Origin of the sequence: Noviluteimonas lactosilytica (genome assembly GCF_020866925.1) — a bacterium.
In the GTDB taxonomy this organism is placed as follows: domain Bacteria; phylum Pseudomonadota; class Gammaproteobacteria; order Xanthomonadales; family Xanthomonadaceae; genus Noviluteimonas; species Noviluteimonas lactosilytica.
Genome location: NZ_JAJGAK010000001.1, coordinates 1,080,337 through 1,100,997, shown reverse-complemented (window position 1 = coordinate 1,100,997; position 20,661 = coordinate 1,080,337). Strand labels below are relative to the sequence as shown.

Sequence of the window (20,661 nt, the reverse complement as noted above, 5' to 3'; positions counted from 1 at the left end):
CGAGCGTCAGACGACGGCGGCGAGCTTGAAGATCGGCAGGTACATGGCCACGACCATGGAGCCGACGATCACGCCCAGCATCACCACGATGATCGGTTCGAGCAGCGAGGCCAGCGCGTCGACCGCGTTGTTGACCTCCATCTCGTAGAACTCGGCCACCTTGTAGAGCATCGTGTCGAGCGCACCGGCTTCTTCACCGATCGCGGTCATCTGCACGACCATGTGCGGGAAGAGGTTGGTCTGCTTCATCGCCAGGTTGACCTGGTAACCCACGGACACGTCGTCGCGCACGCGCTTCACCGCCTGCTCGTACACGGTGTTGCCGGTCGCGCCGGCCACGGTGTCGAGCGCCTCGACCAGCGGCACGCCGGCCGCGAAGGTCACCGCGAGCGTGCGGGCGAAACGCGCCAGCGCCGCCTCGTGCATGATCTTGCCGATCACCGGGAGCTTCAGCACCATGCGATCGAGGAAGTGCGCGAATGCAGGCGATCGCTTCTTGAGCATGATGAAGCCGACGATCGCACCGCCGATCACGCCGAAGATCAGCCACCAGAACTTCACCATGAACTCGCTGAGGTTGATCACCAGCAGGGTGAAGGCCGGCAGCTCGGCGCCGAAGTTCGCGAACACTTCCTTGAACTGCGGCACCACGAACACCAGCAGGATCGCGCTGACCAGCAACGCCACCGCGACGACCATCGCCGGGTAGAACATCGCCTTCTTGATCTTGCCCTTCAGCGCTTCGATGTTTTCCTTGTACGTCGCCACCGTGTCGAGCACGGTGTCGAGCACGCCCGCCGATTCACCGGCCTTGACGAGGTTGCGGAAGAGTTCGTCGAACTGCACCGGATGCTTGGCCAGCGCCTCGGACAGGGCCGAGCCGCTCTCGATGTCCGACCGGATCGTGTTGATCAGGTCGCGCATCTTCGGGTTCTTCTGGCCGCCGCCGATGATTTCCATCGCCTGCACGATCGGCACGCCCGACTTGAGCATGGTCGCGATCTGGCGGCTGAACACCGCGATTTCCTTCGCCGTGATGCGCGAGCCGCTGCCGCCGAAGAGCGGCTTGGGCTTCACCTTCACCATCGAAGGCGTGATGCCCTGCTTGCGCAGGTCGGCACGCACCAGGTTGGCGTTGCGCGCGGCTTGTTCGCCGCGCATCTTCACGCCGCGCTTGTCGTTGCCTTCCCACACGAAGATCGGCAAAGACTCGGCGCGCCGTGCGGCTGCAGGCTGCTTCGTCGTGCTACGGGCGGCGTTCTTGGTGACGGCCATCTGGCGTTCCCCCAAAGTCTCTTAATTAGTCTTTCGTCACGCGGTTGATTTCCGCGAGGCTCGTCACGCCGTTGCGCACCTTCATGAGTGCGGACTGGCGCAGGTCGCGCACGCCGGAGCGCTGCGCGGCTTCACCGATCTGCAACACGTTGCCGCCCGACAGGATGATGTCCTGGATCTCTTCGGTCATCGGCATGACCTGGTAGATGCCGGTACGGCCCTTGTAGCCTTCGGTGCAGTCGGGACAGCCGACGGCCTCGTACATCTTGAAGCCGGCGTGGATCTCGTCTGCGGAGAAGCCTTCGGCGAGCAACGCATGGTCGGGCAGGTGCACTTCGCGCTTGCAGTCGTGCAGGCGGCGGGCAAGGCGCTGCGCGATCACCAGCGTCACCGACGAGGTGATGTTGTAGGGCGCCACGCCCATGTTCATCAGGCGCGCGATGGTCTGCGGCGCGTCGTTGGTGTGCAGGGTCGAGAGCACCATGTGGCCGGTCTGCGCGGCCTTGATGCCGATCTCGGCGGTCTCGAGGTCGCGGATTTCGCCGACCATGATCACGTCCGGGTCTTGTCGCAGGAACGAGCGCAGGGCCGCGGCGAAGGTCATGCCGCGCTTGACGTTCATCTGCACCTGGTTGATGCCCGGCACGCGGATTTCGACCGGGTCCTCGACCGTGGAGATGTTGCGCGTCTCGTCGTTGAGGATGTTCAGCGCGGTGTACAGCGACACCGTCTTACCCGAGCCGGTCGGACCGGTGACGAGCACCATGCCGTAGGGCTTCTGCACGGCGTCGAGGAACAGGCTCCGCTGGTCGTCCTCGTAGCCGAGCTTGTCGATGCCGAGCTTGGCCGCGCCGCCGTCCAGGATACGCAGCACGACCTTTTCGCCGAACAGCGACGGCAGGGTGCTGACGCGGAAGTCGATCTGCTTGCTCTTGGAGAGGTTGAGCTTGATGCGGCCGTCCTGCGGCACGCGCTTCTCGGCGATGTCCAGCTGCGCCATGACCTTCAGGCGCGCGGCGATGCGCGAGTGCAGCTTCACCGGCACCTTGGCGACCTGCTTGAGCATGCCGTCGATGCGCAGGCGCACGCGGTATTCGGTCTCGTAGGGCTCGAAGTGGATGTCCGAGGCGCCGCGGCGGATCGCATCCACCAGCACCTTGTTGATGAACTTCACGACCGGGGTGTCGTCGCCCTTGGCGTCCACGCCCGTGTCGTTGGAGAAATCCTCGTCGCCGCCGCTGGAGTCGAGGTTCTCGAGCCCCTCGCTGTCGGCGACCGCGTCGGCCAGCGCATCGGCCGATTCCAGCCAGTGGTCGATCGTGCGGCGGACCTTGTCCTCGTCGACCAGGATCGGCTCCACCGCCAGGTTGGTGTGGAACTTGATCTCGTCGAGGGCGTGGCTGTTGGTCGGGTCCGACAGGCCCACGAACAGGCGGCCGCCGCGCTTGAAGAGCGGCAGGACCCCGTGCTTGCGGACCAGTTCTTCACTGACCAGCTTGATCGCCGACTGGTTCGGGTCGAGCGCGCTGACGTCGAAGATGGGCATGCCGAATTCAGCCGAGTTGGCCGCGGCGAGTTGCGCCGAGGTCACCAGCTTCTTTTCGGCCATGAACAGCGCGAGCGGCTTGCGCTCACGGGTCGCCAGCTCCATCGCCTCGCGGGCGCGGGCCTCGTCCAGCACGCCATCCATGACGAGTCGCCGGGCAATGCCCGTGATCCCCACCAGGTTGGCGGTCGCAACGGTTGCCATGTCTCTCCCCCTAATCTATTGCCGAAGATACCCCAAACCCCAGATCACACAACGGATCACCGTCGCTATTCCGGACTTGCGGTTCTCGCTTAACCTGTACGGGACAGGGGAGCGGCCAATGCGCGTTTCGATCATCCTTCCGGCCAAGAATGAAGCGGACGGCCTTCGGCAGACCCTGCCGGGGCTGAAGGCGACCATGCCCGATGCCGAAGTCATCGTCGTCGACGACGGCTCCACCGATGCCACGGCCGCCGTCGCCGCCGAATTCGGGGCGCGCGTCCTGTCCTCACCCTACGCCATGGGCAACGGCGCCGCCATCAAGCGGGGCGCGCGCGCCGCATCCGGCGACATTCTCGTCTTCATGGATGCCGATGGCCAGCACGACGCCGCCGACATCCCCAAGCTGCTCGAGCGCCTCGAAGCGGGCTACGACATGGCGGTCGGTGCTCGCAGTTCGGGCGGCCAGGCCAGCGTCGGTCGCGGCCTCGCCAATGGCCTGTACAACCGGCTCGCGAGCTGGATGACGGGGCATCGCGTCGCCGACCTCACATCCGGCTTTCGCGCCGCGCGCGCTGAACGCTTCCGCGAATTCCTGCACCTGCTGCCGAACGGCTTCAGCTACCCGACCACCAGCACGATGGCGTTCTTCCGCAGCGCCTACCCGGTGGCCTATGTGCCGATCAACGTCGCGCGCCGCATCGGGCGCTCGCACATCCGCCCGCTGCGCGATGGCGCGCGCTTCCTCATCATCATCTTCCGCATCGCGACGCTGTATTCGCCGCTGAAGCTGTTCGCGCCCGCCTCGCTCGGCTTCGGCGTGCTGGGCGTGGCCTACTACGCGTGGAGCTTCGCGACGTACGGCCGCTTCACCAACATGAGTGCGCTGCTCATCAGCGCCGCGGTGATCGTGTTCCTGATCGGGCTGGTGTCCGAGCAGATTACGGCGCTGACCTACAAACAGGATCGCTACTGACGTGAAGCGCGCGCTCATCACCGGCGTTACCGGCCAGGACGGCGCCTACCTCGCCGAGTTGCTGCTCGACAAAGGCTACGAAGTGCACGGCATCAAGCGCCGCGCCTCGTCGTTCAACACCAAGCGCATCGATCATCTCTATCGCGATCCGCACGAAGCGGGCGTGCGCTTCTTCCTGCACCACGGCGACGTGACCGATTCGTCGAGCCTCATCCGCATCATGCAGCAGGTGCAACCGGACGAGGTCTACAACCTCGCCGCGCAGAGCCACGTGGCGGTCTCTTTCGAACAGCCCGAATACACCGCCGACACCAACGCGCTCGGCACACTGCGACTGCTCGAAGCGATCCGCATCCTCGGCATGCAGAAGCGCGCGCGCTTCTACCAAGCGTCGACGTCCGAGATGTACGGCATGGTGCAGGAAATCCCGCAGCGCGAGACCACGCCGTTCTATCCGCGTTCGCCGTACGCCGCCGCGAAGCTCTACGCGTACTGGATCACGGTGAACTACCGCGAAGCGTTCGGCGTGCACGCGAGCAACGGCATCCTGTTCAACCACGAGTCCCCGGTACGCGGCGAGAACTTCGTCACCCGCAAGATCACGCGCGGCTTGGCGCGCATCAAACTTGGACTGCAGTCCTGCCTGTACCTGGGTAACCTCGACGCGAAACGCGACTGGGGCCATGCGCGCGATTATGTGATTGCGCAGTGGCTGATCCTGCAGCAGGACAACCCGGGCGATTACGTCATCGCCTCAGGCCATCAGTACAGCGTGCGCGAGTTCGTCGCCGCCGTTGCACGCGCGATGGAAATCGAACTGACCTGGCGCGGCAGCGGCCTGGACGAGCAGGGCGTCGATGCCAACGGCCGCGTGATCGTCGCGGTCGACCCGCGCTACTTCCGCCCGACGGAAGTCGACACGCTGCTCGGCGATGCGTCGAAAGCCAAGCGCGAACTGGGCTGGGAACCTTCGATCGGCTTCGACGAGCTCGTGCGCGAGATGGCGCACGCCGACCTCCGCGCCGCGCAGCGCGACGCGCTGATCACCCAGCACGGCTACCGCGCCGACGACTTCAACGAGTAGCGCGCATGCGCCTTGCGCGGAACATGGCGGCGGCGATGGCCAACTCGGTCGTCGTCGTGCTGATCAACCTCATCGCACTCCCGTTCTACCTGCGTTTCCTCGGCATGGAGGCGTATGGCCTGATCGGCTTCTACGCGACGCTGCAGACCGTGTTGCAGGTGCTGGACCTCGGGCTAGCGCCAACCGTCAGCCGCGAGATCGCGCATGGCGCCGAGGTCGGCCAGCAACGACGTTCTGCGTCGCTGTTGCGCACGTTGGGGGTGGTGTACATCGGCGTCGCTGTCCTCATCGCCGCCCTGGTCGCGCTCGTCGCGCCATGGATCGGCTCGCACTGGTTGCAGGCGAGGGCATTGCCCGCCGAGACCGTCGCGCAAGCGGTGATGCTGATGGGCGTGAACCTCGCGTGCCGCTGGCCGATCAGTCTCTACCACGGCGCGCTGGTCGGCGCGCATCGTCTCGCGCGCTCGGCGGCGACGAGCATGACGATCAACATCTGCGCGGCCATCACGACCATCGCGGTGCTCGCGTGGGGCGTCCGGAGCATCGAAGCGTTCTTCATCGTGCAGGCGGCGTTCGGATTGCTGCACGCGATCGTGTTGCGCGTGCTCGCGCGTCGCGCGGTGGGTGAGCGCGATGCGCCGTATGACTTCAGGGACCTGCGGCGCGTGTGGCATTTCTCCGCGTGGATGTCGGGCGTGGCGATCACTGGCCTGGTGTTGTCGCAGTTCGACAAGATCGTGCTGAGTCGTGTCATTTCGCTCGAGCCCTTCGCGCACTACATGCTTGCCGCGTTGCTCGTGAGCGGACTTCAGATCCTGACGACGCCAACGCTGAACACGCTCTTCCCCAAGTTTTCCGCGCTGATCGCGCGAGGCGACGGCGCGTCGCTCAAGTACTTGTACGAGTCGGCAACGAAGCTGTTTGCGACGGCGTTGTTCGCATTGGCCTTCGGCCTGGTGTTCCAGACGCAACCGCTGGTCACGCTCTGGTTGGGTGATGCCAAGGTCGCCTCGGAGGTCGCGCCGCTGGCCGCGTGGCTCGCGATCGGTTCGGCCCTCAACGGGATCATGTATTTCCCCTACAGCCTGCAGCTTGCCGCCGGCAAACCGAAGCTCGCCTTCGTCACCGCGCTGGGGTTGCTGATCGTGATGATTCCCGTGGTGCTGGCGCTGGCTGCAAGATTCGGCGCCCTCGGGGGCGCGCTTGGCTGGGCGTCCATCAACGCGCTCTACGTCGTGGTCGGAACATGGCTGACGGGCCGGAAGGTGATGGCGTTCGCGGGCTGGTCCTGGCTTTTGCGCAATGCGGGGGTCCCCGCGTTGGCGACATTCATTCCGGCATTGCTTGGCGCGTGGATATGCCGCACGCTCGCCGTCGGGCCTTGGGTGGCCTTGGGGATCGGTGGAATCGCAGCACTCGTCGGCATTGCGATCGGTGTCGCGGGCAGCTTCGAACCCCGCGAGTTCAGGCGCGTGTTGGCGATGGCATTCGGTCGCCCGACGCCCGCGCAATGAGAGGAACGGAGTGAACGGATGCTGGGCAGGGTCATCGATTACCTGATCGACTACAAGGATCGACAGCGCATCGCGATTGCGCTGGCGAAGGGCGGCGCGTCGCGCGCGGCCCGCCTTGTCGATCCCCGCCACCCGGCGAGCTGGGAGTTCTCCGGCTTCAGCCAGAACGGCGAGGACGGGATCATCGATGTCCTGCGCAGCCAGCTGGAAGCGCCGAATCGCTACGTCGTCGAGATCGGCGCCGCCGAGGGCACCGAGAACAACAGTAGTTGGCTGCTCACGACCGCGGGATACGAAGGCCTGATGATCGAAGGCGATCCGCGCCAGTCCGCGCGTGCCCGGCGCAACGTCGGCCGCTACAGCATCGGAAGCCAGTTCGTGTCGATGTTCGTCACGCTGGGCACCGTGGATGCGATCCTCGACCAGGTCGCGTTTCGCGATCCGGATGTGTTCTCGCTGGATATCGACGGCAACGACTACCACATTGCGAACGCGCTGTTCGCGCGCGGGTTTCGTCCGAAGATCGTGTCGGTGGAATACAACTCGGCGTTCGGCCCCGAGCGCAGCGTGGCGTCGACGTACCGCGACGACTTCCGTCGATCGACGGCGCATCCCTCGCAGCTGTATTACGGCGTGTCGCTCGCGGGTTGGAAGCGTTTCTTCGATCAGCGCGGCTACAGCTTCGTCGCCATCGATTCCAACGGCGTCAACGCATTTTTCGTCGATGCCGAGCAGTTGGACTCCCATTTCATTGCCGACCTGCAGCCGCGCCAGGGTTTCATCGAGAACCGCTACCAGCTTCGCGCCTACGGAAAAGACCACGCAGGCCAGTTCGCGATGATGGCCAGACAGCCGCTCGAGCAGGTGTGATGCAACCCCGGCTCTCCATCTGCATCGCGACACTGAATCGCGGTGCGTTCATCGGTGAAACCCTCGACACGATCGTCTCCCAGTTGCGCGACGACGTCGAGCTGCTCATCGTCGACGGCGCATCGAAAGACAACACGGGCGAGATCGTCGGCAAATATGCGGCCGCCGACCCGCGCGTACGTTACGTTCGGCTGCCTGTGAACTCTGGCGTCGATCGGGACTACGACATTGCGGTGTCGCACGCGCAGGGTGAGTTCTGCTGGCTGATGACCGACGACGACCTGCTGAAGCCGGGGGCGATCGATCGCGTCGTCGAGGCGCTGGGCGACGATGTCGATCTCGTCGTCGTCAACACGGAAGTGCGCACCGTCGACTTCGGCGGCGCGTTGCGCGATACGCTGGTCGCGGCCGGCGCCGACTCGACGTACGCACCCGAAGACGCAGATAGCCTGCTCGTCGACGCCGCGCACGCGCTGAGCTTCATCGGCTGCGTGGTGATACGGCGCAGTTTCTGGCTCGCGCGCGATCGCGCCGCCTACTATGGATCGCTGTTCATCCATGTCGGCGTGATCTTCCAGGCGCAGACACCTCGCACGCGCGTCATTGCCGCACCCATGATCACGATCCGATACGGGAACGCGATGTGGACGCCGCGCGGTTTCGAGATCTGGATGTTCAAGTGGCCGTCGCTGGTCTGGTCCTTCGACAGCGTGTCGTCGAAAGCGAAGGCGCGCATCTCCGCGCGCGAGCCCTGGCGACAGCTGCGCAAGCTCTGGCTGTACCGGAGCATCGGCGGTTACGCACGCGACGAGTACGATCGTTATCTCGCCGAACGTCCGATGTCGGCGTTCAAACGCGTGGTCTCGCGCGCCATCGCGGTCGTGCCCGCCACGTTCGCAAATGGGATGTCGAGCCTGTATTGCGGCCTGTTCGCGCGGCATGCGCGCATGAACATCTACGACCTGTCGCGGAGTCCGCACGCCACCTTCGTCTCGCGCGCAGTCGCGCGCTCGGCGGGATACTGATGGCCACGGTTCTTCTGACCGGCATCAGCGGCCAGGACGGCAGTTACCTCGCCGAACAGCTGCGCGCGGAAGGACACCGTGTGGTTGGGCTCCTGCGCGCCGGACGCACGCCGCGCGCGGCGCGGCTCCCCGACATCGAGTACACCGAGTGGGATTTCGCCCATGTCGATGCACTGGCGCAGTTGCTGCGATCGGTGCGGCCCACCGAGTTCTACAACCTCGCCGCATTCTCCACGGGCGCCGGGATGTACGACGACCCCGTGGCGATCGGCGAGCTCAACGGCATCGCTGTCGCGCGCATGCTGCAGGCGATCGTCGATGCCGATGCGTCGATTCGGTTCTGCCAGGCGTCGAGCAGCGAGATGTTCGGCGACCCCGCGGCAGCGCCGCAGGACGAGTCGACGCCGTTCCGCCCGCGCAGCCCGTATGCGGCCGCCAAGCTCTTCGCGCATGCGACGGTGCAGGCGTTTCGCACGCGCCACGACGTGTTCGCCTGCTCGGCGATCCTCTACAACCACGAGAGCCCGCGTCGTGGGCAGGCCTTCGTCACGCGCAAGATCGCCGATGCCGTGGCGCGAATCCGCGCCGGTCTCGACCATGAATTGCGCCTCGGCAACCTCGACGCCCAACGGGACTGGGGCTACGCGCCGGACTACGTCCACGCCCTGCGCCTGATGCTGGCGCACGATCATGCCGACGACTACGTGGTCGCGACCGGCCAACTCCACACGGTCCGCGAGTTCTGCGACCTTGCGTTCTCCCATGTCGGGCTCGACTATCGCGACTGGGTCAAGGGAAACACCACGGACCTGCGCGAAGATCGCCGCGGCCCCGTGGTGGGCAATGCCGCGAAGGCACGACGGGTCCTGGGTTGGCAGCCCTCGACGGATTTCGGCGCGATCGTGCGCCTGATGGTCGACGCCTCGATCGCGTCGCTCGCTTCCAGGGATTCGATGTCATGACGCAACCGCTTCACCGCTGCCGCATCTGCGGCAACACCCACCTGGCGCAGGTCCTCGACCTCGGCGAACAGATGCTCACCGGCGTGTTCCCGCGTTCGCGCGACGCGCACGTGACCACCGGTCCGCTGCGCCTGGTGAAGTGCATGGGCGACCAGGCGTGCGGCCTGCTGCAACTCGCGCATTCCTACGACCTCGGCGAGATGTACGGCGACAACTACGGCTATCGCTCCGGGCTCAACGCGAGCATGGTGCGCCACCTGCACGCAAAGGTCGCGCGCGTGCTCGGCCTCGTGGCGTTGCGCGAGGGCGACCTCGTCGTCGACGTGGGCGCCAACGACGGCACGACGCTCGGCGCCTATCCGGAATCGATCGGCGCCGACCTGCTCGGCATCGATCCCACCGGCGCGAAGTTCCGCCAGTACTACAAGCCGAACGTCGACCTGTGCGCGGACTTCTTCACCGCCGATACGTTGCGCAAGGTGCGCCCCGGCAAGCGCGTGCGCGTGCTGACGTCGTTCTCGATGTACTACGACCTCGAGGCACCGATGGCGTTCATGCAGGACGTGCACGACGTGCTCGCCGACGACGGCGTGTGGGTGTTCGAACAGAGCTACATGCCGGCGATGCTCGATGCGCTGTCGTACGACACCGTGTGCCACGAGCACCTGGAGTACTACGCGCTGAAGCAGGTGAAGTGGATGGCCGACCGCGTCGGCTTCACGATCGTCGACATCGAGTTCAACGACGTCAACGGTGGCAGCTTCTCGGTGACCGCGGCGAAGTCGACGTCGGGCATGCCGGAGAGCCCCGAAGTCGCGCGCATCCTCGCGGAGGAACAGGCGCGCGGGCTCGACACGCTCGCGCCGTTCGAGGACTTCGCACGCCGCACCGCGCAGTCGCGCGACGGCCTGCGTGCGTTCATCGACCGGGCGAAGGCCGAAGGCAAGACCATCGCCGCGCTCGGTGCGTCGACCAAGGGCAACGTGCTGCTGCAGTACTGCGGCATCACGTCCGACGACATCGCGGAAGTCGGCGAAGTGAATCCCGACAAGTTCGGCGCGATGACGCCGGGCACGTTCCTGCCGATCCGCGCGGAAAGCGAGGTGCTCGCGCACGGCCATGACTACCACCTCGTGCTGCCGTGGCATTTCCGCCGCCACTTCCTCGCCAATCCGGCGTACTCGGGACGCTCGCTGGTGTTTCCGTTGCCGACGCTGCAGGTCGTGCATGCGGGAGAGGTCCTCGCGTGAACCTGCATGCGCCCACGCGAGGCGATGCGCCGCGCGCCCGCGCGATCGCGTTCTACCTCCCGCAGTTCCATCCGATCCCGGAGAACGACGCGTGGTGGGGCACGGGCTTCACCGAGTGGACCAACGTCGTCACGGGCAAGCCACGCTTCGAAGGCCACGGCCAGCCGCACCTTCCCGCGGACCTCGGTTTCTACGACCTGCGCGTGGCGGAAACGCGACAGCAGCAGGTCGATCTCGCGCGCGCGGCGGGCATAGAGGCGTTCTGCTACTACCACTACTGGTTCAAGGGCAAGCGCCTGTTGAACCGCCCGCTCGATGAAGTGCTCGCGAGTGGCGCGCCCGATTTCCCGTTCTGCCTGTGCTGGGCGAACCAGACGTGGTCGCGCGCGTGGAGCGGTCGCGAACACGATGTGCTGATGCGCCAGGACTACGACGAAGCCGACGATGCGGCGCATATCGATTGGCTCTGCGGCGTGTTCGCCGATCCGCGCTACCTGCGCGTCGAGGGGCGCCCGCTGTTCGTGATCTACCTGCCCGAAGACATGCCCGACGTCGCCGCCATGTTGCAAACGTGGCGGCGCACCTGCATGGAGAAGCTGGGCGTCGAGCCGTGGTTCTGCGGCGTGCGCACGGGCTTCTCGAAGCACGACACCGCCGGCCTGAAGGCGCTCGGCTTCGACGGCGTCGTCGAGTTCGAACCGAACCGCAAGCATTTTCCTGCGACGAAGAACCCCACCGGCCACGCGGTGTCGCTGCTGCAGCGCCTGCTGCCTGCGCGCTGGTACGACGCGCTGCGCAACAACCGCTGGCTCGGCAAGCGCAGCCTCAACACGATCGTCGACTACGCCGCGTACGTCGATCGTTCGATCGCGCGTGCGCCGATTGCCGACACGACTTATCCGGTCGTGTTCCCGAGTTGGGATAACACCGTGCGCCGCACGTCGGCCACGATCATCGAGAACCACGACGCCACGCAGTACAAACGCTGGCTCGACGACGCCCTCGCGCGCGTGTCGACGCGTGCGCCGTCGCGGCGGCTCGTCTTCCTCAACGCCTGGAACGAATGGGCCGAGGGCTGCCACCTCGAACCCGACCAGCAGCATGGCCATGCGTTCCTCGATGCGACCGCGTCCGCACTCGGCCTGCGCCAGGTGACGCCATGACGCGCGACGCCGGCGTCGATGTTTACGCGCACGCGAACCCGGTCTTCGTCCGCGCCGTGCGCGCGCATGCGGGGCAGCCCGAGGTGCTCGACGTCGGCTGCTGGAACGGCACGCTCGGTCGCGTGCTCGTGCGTGAAGCCAACGCGATCGTCGACGGCATCGAACGCGACGCGACGCAGGCGCAGCAGGCGCGCGCGGCCGGCTATCGCCGCGTCGACGTTGCAGACCTCGACGACGGCGTGCCCGCGGCCGACGGGCGCACCTACGACTTCCTGCTGTTCGGCGACGTGCTCGAACATCTCGTGCAGCCGGAACGCGTGCTCGCCGACCTCGTGCCGCGCCTGAAGCCCGGCGGCCGCGCGATCCTGTCGCTGCCCAACATCGCCTTCGCCGCCAATCGCCTCACACATCTGCTGGGGCGCTGGGACTACAAGGACTACGGCATCCTCGATCGCACGCACCTGCGGTTTTTCACGAAGGACACCATGGTCGCGCTGATCGAAGGCGCGGGCCTGCGCGTCGTGCGCATCGATGGTTACGTCGGTCTGCACAAGTATCCGGCGCTGATCCGGGAGCCGCTGCGCTTCCTGGGGCGTGTGTGGCCGAGCCTGTTTGCGATCCAGATTGTGCTGGAGGCAGTGCCGGCCCGGGGGGCAGAAGAACGATGAGCATTGCGCAGGGGGCGCGGGCGGAAGCGACCGTGACGTCGGGGACCGTATCCGCTGATCGCTTGATCCCGGGGATCCACGCTTTGCGCGGACTCGCAGCGGTCGCCGTCGTGCTGTTCCACTTTGCGCACCTGACGACGGTCGCGGTGCCCCCATCGCTCGCTTTCGTCGCGGCCGACTTTGCGAAAGGCGTGTACCTGTTCTTCGTGCTGAGCGCGTTCTCGTTGATGCATTCGACCGAACGGCACGTCGATCGCCCGCAATGGGTTACGACTTTCTTCACCAAGCGCTTCTGGCGTATCGCGCCGCTGTTCTACCTGATCCTCGCGATGATCGTGTGTTTCCAGGTCGCCGGAGGCAATCGTGTCGATCCGTGGCGCGTGCTATTGAACCTCACATTCACCACCGCCTTCTCGCCAAAGGACGGCATCGTGCCGGCTGGGTGGACCGTCGGCGTGGAGATGCTGTTCTACGTGTTGTTCCCGGTGTTGTTGCTCACCGTGCGTACGATGCGTGCCGCCGTCGTCCTGTCGGTGGTCGCGACCGTTATGACGTGCGCGGGGCGAATCCTGCTGTTCCGCGAGCACGGCGATTGGGCGAACTTCATGCTGCCCAGTAACCTGTGCTTCTTCGCCTACGGCTTGCTCGCGTACCGTATCGCGCTTTCGGACGACTCGGGAAGTCGCTGGGTGCAGCGCATCGCACCTGTTGCGTCGGTTGCGTCCATCGCGACATTGCTCGCATTGCCCGAGGGGCACATGTTGCGGACGGGTGCGGGGCTGGGGACGATCCTGTGGGGTCTGGCGTTTGCGCTGTTGTGTACGTGGCGGGGCGCAACGGTTTCGCATCGCGGCAATGCCGTGATGCATTACCTGGGCGAGCGCAGCTACAGCATCTATTTGCTGCATCCGCTGGTGATCTGGCTATTGCGGCCGCGATTGCAGGGGCTGTACGACACCCTCGCGCTGGATATCGGCGCACTCGCGGCGTGGATGGCGTGCGCTGCGGCGCTGCTTGCTGTGTTGCTGCTGATGTGCGAGGCAAGCTATCGCTTGGTGGAACTTCCGGGCATTCGGGTAGGTAGCCGCATGAATAAGCGACGCCACGCCCGACCGTCGATGGAACCGGTGTGATCCGCCGCGACTATCGAACCGTCGGGACGCCGTAGCGCAGCAACATCGCCACCTTCCGCAACTGCCAACGCACCGTGGAGAACCACTTTGCGACGGTGATCGCGCGTGTTGCCTGCACTTCGTTGCGCCGCGCACGCAGCACCGACCATTCGCAGAAGGGTGTCGCAAGCGCGGGCCAGTAGACCTCGCGCCACAATGTGGCGTCGCGGCGCAGCAGCGACAACGCCAGTCCTTCGATCGCCAGCGCCGCCAAATGCGCTGCAAGCAGCGGCCACGCGAGGAAGGTCGGAGTGAGGAGAATCAGTGCGCGCGTCTTGTTGCGTTCGCTCAGACGGCGACGACGGATCGATGTGCGGAGCCCCGCGTCGGCACGATTACCGCCGAACGTCGCACCTTGCCGATGCCGATAGCGACTCTCGCGCAACGCGCGCACCGGCATGCCGCGTAGGCGCGCGAGGCCGCACAGGTGCAGATCTTCGCCGATCGACTCCATCCACTCGGGAAAACCCCCGAGCGCATGCCACGCCAGGCGCGGGCACCACAGGCACGCGCCGATCACGTAGGCGACGTCGTCGCGCGTCGGGTCGACGTTGGGAATGGGATTGCAGAACGGATCGAGCAGGCAGCCGCGATCCACCAGCGCATCCGTGTCCCAGTCGTGCTGCGGCAGCGTGAGGATGGCGGGCGTGCCCATCAGCTCCGCCATTTCCAGCAGGCGACTGATCGCATCGGGCGCGAGCGCCGCGTCGTTGTTGAGCAGCAGCACGTACTCGCCGCGCGCGCGCGCGACCATGCGGTTGTTGCCGATGCAGAAACCGACGTTCTTGTCCGCGGCAATAACGTGGACCTGCGGCCAGCGTTCGCGCAGCAGCGCTACCGAGCCGTCGCGCGAGCAGTCGTCGTGCACCAGGATTTCGATCGCAACGTCGCCCTGCTGTGCGAGCACCGACTCGATGCACGCAGGCAGCAGCGCCTCGCCATCGAAGTTGGCGATGCACACCGACACGCGCGGATGCGCGGGGGCGTTCAGGCCTGGGTGGAAAACCACTGCCATGTGCGGCGCAGGCCTTCGTCGAGCGTGATGGCGGGCGACCACGGGAAGGTCGAGCGCGCGGCGGTGGTGTCGGCGGTGATGGTGTGGATGTCGACGCGGCGTGCGGCCTGGTAGCGGCGTTCGATCGCGCGGCCGGTGACGGCGTCGATGCGGTCGATCAGCGTGTCGAGCGACACGCCTTCGCCGTATGCGGCGTTGAACACGTGCGCGCCACCATCGAGCGGTGCATCGAGCGTCGCATCGCACAGGGCCATGAAGTCGTCGATGTACAGGTAATCGCGCACCGTCGATCCGTCGAAGATCGTCAGCGGCGTGCCGTGCAGCGCGCAGTCGAACGCGGCGGGAATGATGCCGAAACCGCGGCGCGCGGGTTGGCCGGGCCCGTAAACGTTGGAGGGACGCAGCAGCACCGCGGTGCCGCCGTACTGCGTGGCCCACGCATGCACGAAGTGTTCGGCCGCGGCCTTGCCGGCGCCGTGGTAGGAGCGCGGGCGCAGCGGATCGTCTTCGCGCGCGGGCGCTTCGCGATCGCCGTACAGCGTACCCGCCGACGACAGGAACAGCAGGCGGCACGCCGGCGTGTCCTGCAACGCTTCGATCATCGCGAGCGTCGTGCGCAGGTTGCCGTCGAGCTGCGGCTTCGCGGCGCTGCTGCCCGGCGTGCTCGACGACGCCGCGTGCACGATCGCACGGCACTGCGGCAACCATTGCGCGAACTGTTCGCGGTCGTCCCATGGCGCGACGACGTTGCGGATGCCCGGGTGATCGAAGGCCGTCGGCTGTCGCGTGGCCGCGATCACGGGGATGCCCGCCTGCGCGAAACGCCCGGCGAGATGGCGACCGATGAAGCCACCCGCGCCGAGGAGGAAGATCGAATCGATCGAAGCCGGATCGCTCATCGGCGCGCGCGCTCCTGCAGTTGTCGATAGAGCGAGACGTAACGTTCGGCGCAATCGTCCCACGTGCCGATGTCCGACTGCATGCGCGCGCGTCCGCGCAGGCCGAGCGCGCGGTTCGCCGCCGGTTCGGCGAGCGATTCCAACGCGGCGCGCACGGCGTCGGGCGAATCGCACAACACGCCGCCATCGCCTGCGGACAGCAGATCGTCGTGCGCCGGCAGGCGCGACGCGATGATCGGTAAACCCGACGCGAGCGCTTCGAGCATCACCTGTGGTCGTCCTTCCGCATGCTGGCTCAGCGTGATCAGGCCGTGCGCCTGCGGAAACCAGGTGTCGCGCAGATCGTCCGGCGATGCGGGCCCGTGCCAGTGCACCCACGACGGCAAGGCGACTTGTTCCTGCATCGGGCCGAACAGGTGCAACTCGCCGCGGCCGTGCGCGAACATCGGTTCGGTCCACTCGAACAACGGACCGATCTTGTTCGCGGTGATGCGCGAGACGCACAACCACTTCGGTGTCGCGTTCGTTTCGAAGCGCCGCTCGAGCGCATACCAGCGCGGATCGATGCCGAAGGGCACGAAGCGCACCGTCGCGACATCGCCGAACGCGGCCTCGAGTTCCGGCAGCATCCAGTCGGCGTTCGGGCAGATCGCGACAGGCCGACCGCGGAACGCGCGACGCAGCAGCGCGCGCATGCCGGGCAGGCGCAGCAACTGCATGTCGGTGCCGAGGACCGTGACGAGCAGTGGCTGCGGCCCGTGCGGCAGGGGCAGTGCATTCTGCAGCCAGTTGACGTGGAAGACATCGACCTTCGCGTTGCGTCGATACACGCCGCGCAACGCGCGCAGCAGCTGCATCGCCGCGACCACGCCGCGCATGCCGCCGCGCCGCACGAGATGCGCGATGCCGCCGGCCTGCATCAGCGCGCCGAGCCATTCGCGCTCGTCCTGCGTGACGTCGAAGCGCACGCCGGGTCCCGCTTCGCCGGGCGGGGCCCACAGGGCGAGGTCGATCGCCGGATGCCGGCCGAGCGCATCGGCGAGGTGCCGCATGAACAAGCCCCGCCAGTCCCGCAGGTCCGCGGGGTAGGAGGTGCTGACCATCAACACATCGCGCATAGGCATGGCGGCGATTATGTCGGTCCGCCGGCGCGATCGGCGATCCGTTGTTCGAGCATCGCGGCCGCGGCCTCGTTCTGGCCCAGGCGCCCCAGGCCGCGCAGCGTGGCGATCTCGCGCCGGGCCTCGTCGATGCGGCCGACGTAGATCAACTGCATGGCGAGGTTGATGCGGTACTGGGCGACGTCGGGACGGAGCTCGACCGAACGCTTCGATAGCGCGATGGCATCCTCCGGGCGGCGCAGGACATTGAGCGTGTAATCGCCCCACAGCGCGTAGATGTCGGGCACGGGCTTGCGGGCGAGGGCGGCTTCGAACAGCGCGACCACGCGGTCGGGCGGGAAGCGGCACTCCGAATCGCGCGAGCAGCGCACGAGGCTGCTGATCGCGTTGATCTCCTGCGGACCGACGGGGTTGGCGCGCAGCCGCGCGGTCATGTCGTCCCACCATGCGTCGGGGATCGCCGTCTGTGTGTGCGCAGCGGTCAGCAGCAACGCGCTGTGGGGAAGCAGGCCGCTCTTCGGGAGCTTCGCGGCTTGTTCGAGCGCGACGATCGCAGGTTGCAGGTGCGGCGAATTCGCGTCGTAGTCGCTCGCGATCACCAGCATGCGCCCGTACCCGTAGGTGGCGCGCGGCGAATTCGGGTGCTTGGCCGCCTCGATCTGCGCGAAGCGCAACGGCTCGCTCCATTCCCGCGCGCGCAGGTGCGTGGTCGCGCCGTAGTACAGCAGCGCGAAGCCCGCGACGAGCACGCCGATCCGGCGCGCGGATTCGCGCGTCGGCCACAGCAACAGCAGGTCCGCGATCAGCAGGCACACGCCGAGCGAGGCGAAATAATTGCGGTGCTCGTACACGAGTTCGAGCGGGATGATGGTGGCGGTCAGCGACTGCGCGGCAAGGAACCACAGCAACCCGAGCGCCGCGATCGGGCGCTTGCGCCGCAGCCACCATGCAAGCGCCGCGAGCAGCAGGATTCCGGCCAGCGCGAACACGGTCGTCGCGGGCGCGAACAGGCCGCGCGAAACGACCAGGTCGTCGTGGTACAGCCCGAACTCGGACAGGCGCGGATACACCGTCCACTGCAGGTAGTCGAACACGACGCGCGGTTCGGTGAGCAACCGCTCGGCGAGCGTGAAGTCGCGTGCGGCGAAGGTCTCCGGTCGCAGCACATAGGGCGCGAGCCAGGCGAGCCCCGCGACGGCGGGCAACCACAGCACCGCGACGAACAGCCATTGCACACGCCTCCGGTCCGCCGCATTGCGCAGCGCCGGCAGGCACAGTTCCAGCAGCCAGGCATACAGCGGCAGCAGCACGCCGGATTCCTTGCACAGCAGCGCCAGCGCCGTGCCACCGAACAGGCCGATGCCCATCGGCCAGCGTCCGCTCTCGCCGCGCAACTGGCGCTGGCGACCGACCAGGTACAACCACAACCCGCCGAACACGAACAGGTGCGACAGGCTTTCCATGCGCTGCACGATGTACAGCACGCCGAAGAAGTTGATCGGCTGCAGCGCCCACGCAGCGGCAACGAAACCCGCCGTCCAGCGACGCCGCTGCGCCGAGGCCGTCGGTGCGCCGAGCACCAGCACCAGGTTCGCCAGTCCGAACACCAGCAGCGCGTTGATCGAGTGGATCGCGATGTTCGTCCACTTCATCGCGGCGCCGTCGAAGCCGGTGAAGTAGTAATTGAGCGCGAAGGTGAGCATCGCGATCGGCCGCTGCAGCGAGCTGGCTTCCGAGGAGAACGCCGCCGAGCTGAGCCCGTTCGCGGTGAGGTGCTCGAGCTTGACCCGCGCGTTGTCGATGACGTTCGGGTAGTCGTCGAAGATGAAACCGCCGTGCAGGCCCGGCACGTAGGCGGCTACGACGCACAGGACGAGCAGCAGCCCCATCGCCGTCCATTTGCGTGCGTCGCGATCGAGCAACCTCATGCGCCGCACTTCCCCTGGCCCTGCGTGCGCAGGTCTTCGGCGATGATCGCGCGCAGGGTGGTGCGCTCGTGTTCGTAGAAACCCTGGCGTTGCATGACCCAGTCGTGCGCGCGACGCATGTTCCAGGGCGACGATGCGTCGGACGCAGGCCGCATCGGCGCGCGATCGAGATGCGCGATGGCCTGTTCGAAGCAACCTGCACTCGCGAGCATGCCGGCCTGCTGCAGCGCCGCCTGCGGGCTCGGGCTCGCGGTGAGCGCGGCATCGAATTCGTCCAGCGCGACCTGGGGTTTGCCCTGCGCGAGGGCGACCTGGCCGGCGAGCGAATGCAAATCCTGCTGGCGGCCCGCGATCTGCGAGATCGTCGGGTTGGTGCGTGTCGCATCGATCCAGCGTGCGACGGTGGCGACGTCGACGCCGCCGCAACTGCCCGCCTGCGCGAGCCCCAGCGCCTCCCCGAGCCATCGATAGACGAGCTGGTCGCCGTGCGTGGCGTGACGCAGGGCGTATGCGACCGCATCCACGTCGCGCGGCCCCAGGCCGCCCGCGGCGCAGCGCGCACTCGCGAGGTTGAGCGCGAGCTGCAAGTCGTCGGGGTTGGCCTGCACCAGGGGCGACAAGCGCATGACCGCGAGCGGCGGCAGGGTGCGCATCTCGAACAACGCGGCCGTGGCCTGCGCACGCGACGAGTCGGGGTTCCTGTCGGCCCACAGGTAGGCCATCTTGTCCTGCTGCGTCCACAGCGACGCGCGCTGCCAGGTGGTCGCTGCCAGCATCAGCAACAACACGGCGCACAACGCCGCGCGTGCGTCCTTGTTCAGGCGGAGCCCGACGATCGCACGCGCCAGCGGCCAGCCCAGCAGCAATGCGGGCACGTAGTTGCGATGTTCGAAGTACAGCTCGAGCGGGAGCACCGTCGACTCGATGAGGTGTCCGGCGAAGTAGAAGAGCATCGCGCACGCGAGCGCCGGTGCGCGGCGACGCAACGCGAAGCCGGCGACGATCAGCGCGACGATCGCGAGCAATGCAGGCAACGTCGATGCGGGCGACATCAGCCCCGTCGACACGACGTAACCATCGTTGTACAGCCCCGTCGTCAACACGCGTGGCACGACGAGTGCTTGCAGGTAATCCACCAACACGCGGGGTTGCGTCAGCAGGCGTTCGGCGATGGTCCATTCGCGAATGCCGAAATCATGGTGGAGATGACGCAGCTGCAACGCCAGCCACGCGAACAGCAGCACGCTTGGCGCGATCAACAACACGCCGCGCACCGCCCGCAGGCGTCGATCCTCGCGGATCCCGGCCGCATCGCCCGGTCGCAATACGACCGCGTCGATCACCCATGCGAGTACCGGGAGCAGGGCGCCGTTCGCCTTGCTCAGCACCGCCAGCAGCGTGCACAGCCCCAGGCCGCCGACCATCCATGCGATGCCGGCGTTCGGCGACATCGCGAATCGCGCACGCCCGTGCACCCACGCGATCAGCCCGAGGAGCGTGAACGTCGCCGGCAACATCGCCTCGCGCTGCACGATGTACAGCGTCGTCGACACGAACAACGGATGCAGCAACCACGCGCCTGCGCCGACGACGGCCGCCGCATCGGCGCGCGACGATGGACCATCGAGGCGACGTCCGAGTTGCCGCAGCAACACGAACAGCAGCGCGCCGTTGAGCAGGTGCAGCAACACGTTGGTGCGCAGGAACGGCGCCGGATCGGCCGGCCAGTTGTTGGCGTCGACCAGGAAGCTCAGGAGCGAGAGCGGGCGTCCCGTGGGATCGGCCGTGCCCGAGGTGATGTAACGCCAGAACGCGGGTGCGTTGTCGATCGCGCCCATTCCGCCGAGCGCGGGCAGGTTGACGAAGTCGTCGAACAGGAAGCCACCGGAAACACCGGGCCACCAGGCAAGGAGGGCGAGGAGCAGGACAGCTGCGAAGGCCAGCGGGGCCCAATGGTCCTGCAGTCTGCGAAAGCGTTGGGGCATGCGGCGG

17 protein-coding genes are annotated in these 20,661 nt (G+C 66.7%); 10 read left to right on the top strand and 7 right to left on the bottom strand.

What is annotated here, in order from left to right; all coding sequences use genetic code 11:
- Nucleotides 1-6 precede the first annotated feature (6 nt).
- A complete protein-coding gene (locus LK996_RS05380) occupies nt 7-1,275 on the bottom strand; it encodes a type II secretion system F family protein (RefSeq protein ID WP_425493706.1) in 1,269 nt (422 codons plus the stop codon).
- 25 nt (nt 1,276-1,300) lie between these two features.
- A complete protein-coding gene (pilB, locus tag LK996_RS05375; RefSeq protein ID WP_230526106.1) occupies nt 1,301-3,025 on the bottom strand; it encodes a type IV-A pilus assembly ATPase PilB in 1,725 nt (574 codons plus the stop codon).
- Between the two features lie 118 nt (nt 3,026-3,143).
- On the opposite strand from pilB, the gene LK996_RS05370 reads away from it, so the two are divergent.
- Genes LK996_RS05370 through LK996_RS05325 form a run of 10 tightly spaced genes read left to right on the top strand, consistent with a single transcriptional unit; the run spans nt 3,144 to nt 13,667 of the window.
- A complete protein-coding gene (locus LK996_RS05370; RefSeq protein WP_230526839.1) occupies nt 3,144-3,998 on the top strand; it encodes a glycosyltransferase family 2 protein in 855 nt (284 codons plus the stop codon).
- 1 nt (nt 3,999) lies between these two features.
- Nucleotides 4,000-5,082: a GDP-mannose 4,6-dehydratase gene (gene gmd, locus LK996_RS05365; protein ID WP_230526105.1), complete on the top strand. Its 1,083-nt coding sequence runs from the start codon at nt 4,000-4,002 to the stop codon at nt 5,080-5,082.
- Between the two features lie 5 nt (nt 5,083-5,087).
- Nucleotides 5,088-6,596 carry a lipopolysaccharide biosynthesis protein gene (locus LK996_RS05360; protein ID WP_230526104.1) on the top strand — a complete coding sequence of 503 codons (1,509 nt, stop codon included), beginning with the start codon at nt 5,088-5,090 and terminating at the stop codon, nt 6,594-6,596.
- Nucleotides 6,597-6,614: 18 nt separating this feature from the next.
- Nucleotides 6,615-7,466 (top strand): class I SAM-dependent methyltransferase, encoded by an 852-nt coding sequence (locus LK996_RS05355; protein ID WP_230526103.1) that lies wholly within the window; start codon nt 6,615-6,617, stop codon nt 7,464-7,466.
- On the top strand, nt 7,466-8,491 hold the full coding sequence (locus LK996_RS05350; protein ID WP_230526102.1) for a glycosyltransferase family 2 protein: 1,026 nt from the start codon (nt 7,466-7,468) through the stop codon (nt 8,489-8,491). Before LK996_RS05355 ends, LK996_RS05350 begins: the two co-directional genes overlap by 1 nt.
- Complete coding sequence (locus LK996_RS05345; protein ID WP_230526101.1) at nt 8,491-9,453, top strand: GDP-mannose 4,6-dehydratase; 963 nt, start codon at nt 8,491-8,493, stop codon at nt 9,451-9,453. Before LK996_RS05350 ends, LK996_RS05345 begins: the two co-directional genes overlap by 1 nt.
- Entirely contained in the window at nt 9,450-10,703 is a 1,254-nt protein-coding gene (locus LK996_RS05340; RefSeq protein ID WP_230526100.1) for a class I SAM-dependent methyltransferase, read from the top strand. The genes LK996_RS05345 and LK996_RS05340 overlap by 4 nt, the downstream gene beginning before the upstream one ends.
- Complete coding sequence (locus LK996_RS05335) at nt 10,700-11,866, top strand: glycoside hydrolase family 99-like domain-containing protein (protein WP_230526099.1); 1,167 nt, start codon at nt 10,700-10,702, stop codon at nt 11,864-11,866. The genes LK996_RS05340 and LK996_RS05335 overlap by 4 nt, the downstream gene beginning before the upstream one ends.
- Nucleotides 11,863-12,534 carry a class I SAM-dependent methyltransferase gene (locus tag LK996_RS05330; protein ID WP_230526098.1) on the top strand — a complete coding sequence of 224 codons (672 nt, stop codon included), beginning with the start codon at nt 11,863-11,865 and terminating at the stop codon, nt 12,532-12,534. Before LK996_RS05335 ends, LK996_RS05330 begins: the two co-directional genes overlap by 4 nt.
- Nucleotides 12,465-13,667 (top strand): acyltransferase family protein, encoded by a 1,203-nt coding sequence (locus LK996_RS05325; protein WP_230526097.1) that lies wholly within the window; start codon nt 12,465-12,467, stop codon nt 13,665-13,667. The genes LK996_RS05330 and LK996_RS05325 overlap by 70 nt, the downstream gene beginning before the upstream one ends.
- Before the next feature lie 10 nt (nt 13,668-13,677).
- Here LK996_RS05325 and LK996_RS05320 read toward each other — a convergent pair whose 3' ends face one another.
- The 5 genes from LK996_RS05320 to LK996_RS05300 are packed head-to-tail and all read right to left on the bottom strand — an operon-like array spanning nt 13,678 to nt 20,654.
- Nucleotides 13,678-14,721: a glycosyltransferase family 2 protein gene (locus LK996_RS05320; RefSeq protein ID WP_230526096.1), complete on the bottom strand. Its 1,044-nt coding sequence runs from the start codon at nt 14,719-14,721 to the stop codon at nt 13,678-13,680.
- Nucleotides 14,694-15,620, bottom strand: a complete 927-nt coding sequence (locus LK996_RS05315) for an NAD-dependent epimerase/dehydratase family protein (protein WP_230526095.1) — start codon at nt 15,618-15,620, stop codon at nt 14,694-14,696. Before LK996_RS05315 ends, LK996_RS05320 begins: the two co-directional genes overlap by 28 nt.
- A complete protein-coding gene (locus tag LK996_RS05310) occupies nt 15,617-16,744 on the bottom strand; it encodes a glycosyltransferase family 4 protein (protein WP_230526094.1) in 1,128 nt (375 codons plus the stop codon). The genes LK996_RS05315 and LK996_RS05310 overlap by 4 nt, the downstream gene beginning before the upstream one ends.
- Before the next feature lie 8 nt (nt 16,745-16,752).
- Nucleotides 16,753-18,669, bottom strand: a complete 1,917-nt coding sequence (locus tag LK996_RS05305) for a tetratricopeptide repeat protein (RefSeq protein ID WP_230526093.1) — start codon at nt 18,667-18,669, stop codon at nt 16,753-16,755.
- Nucleotides 18,666-20,654, bottom strand: a complete 1,989-nt coding sequence (locus LK996_RS05300) for a tetratricopeptide repeat protein (RefSeq protein ID WP_230526092.1) — start codon at nt 20,652-20,654, stop codon at nt 18,666-18,668. The genes LK996_RS05305 and LK996_RS05300 overlap by 4 nt, the downstream gene beginning before the upstream one ends.
- Nucleotides 20,655-20,661 lie beyond the last annotated feature (7 nt).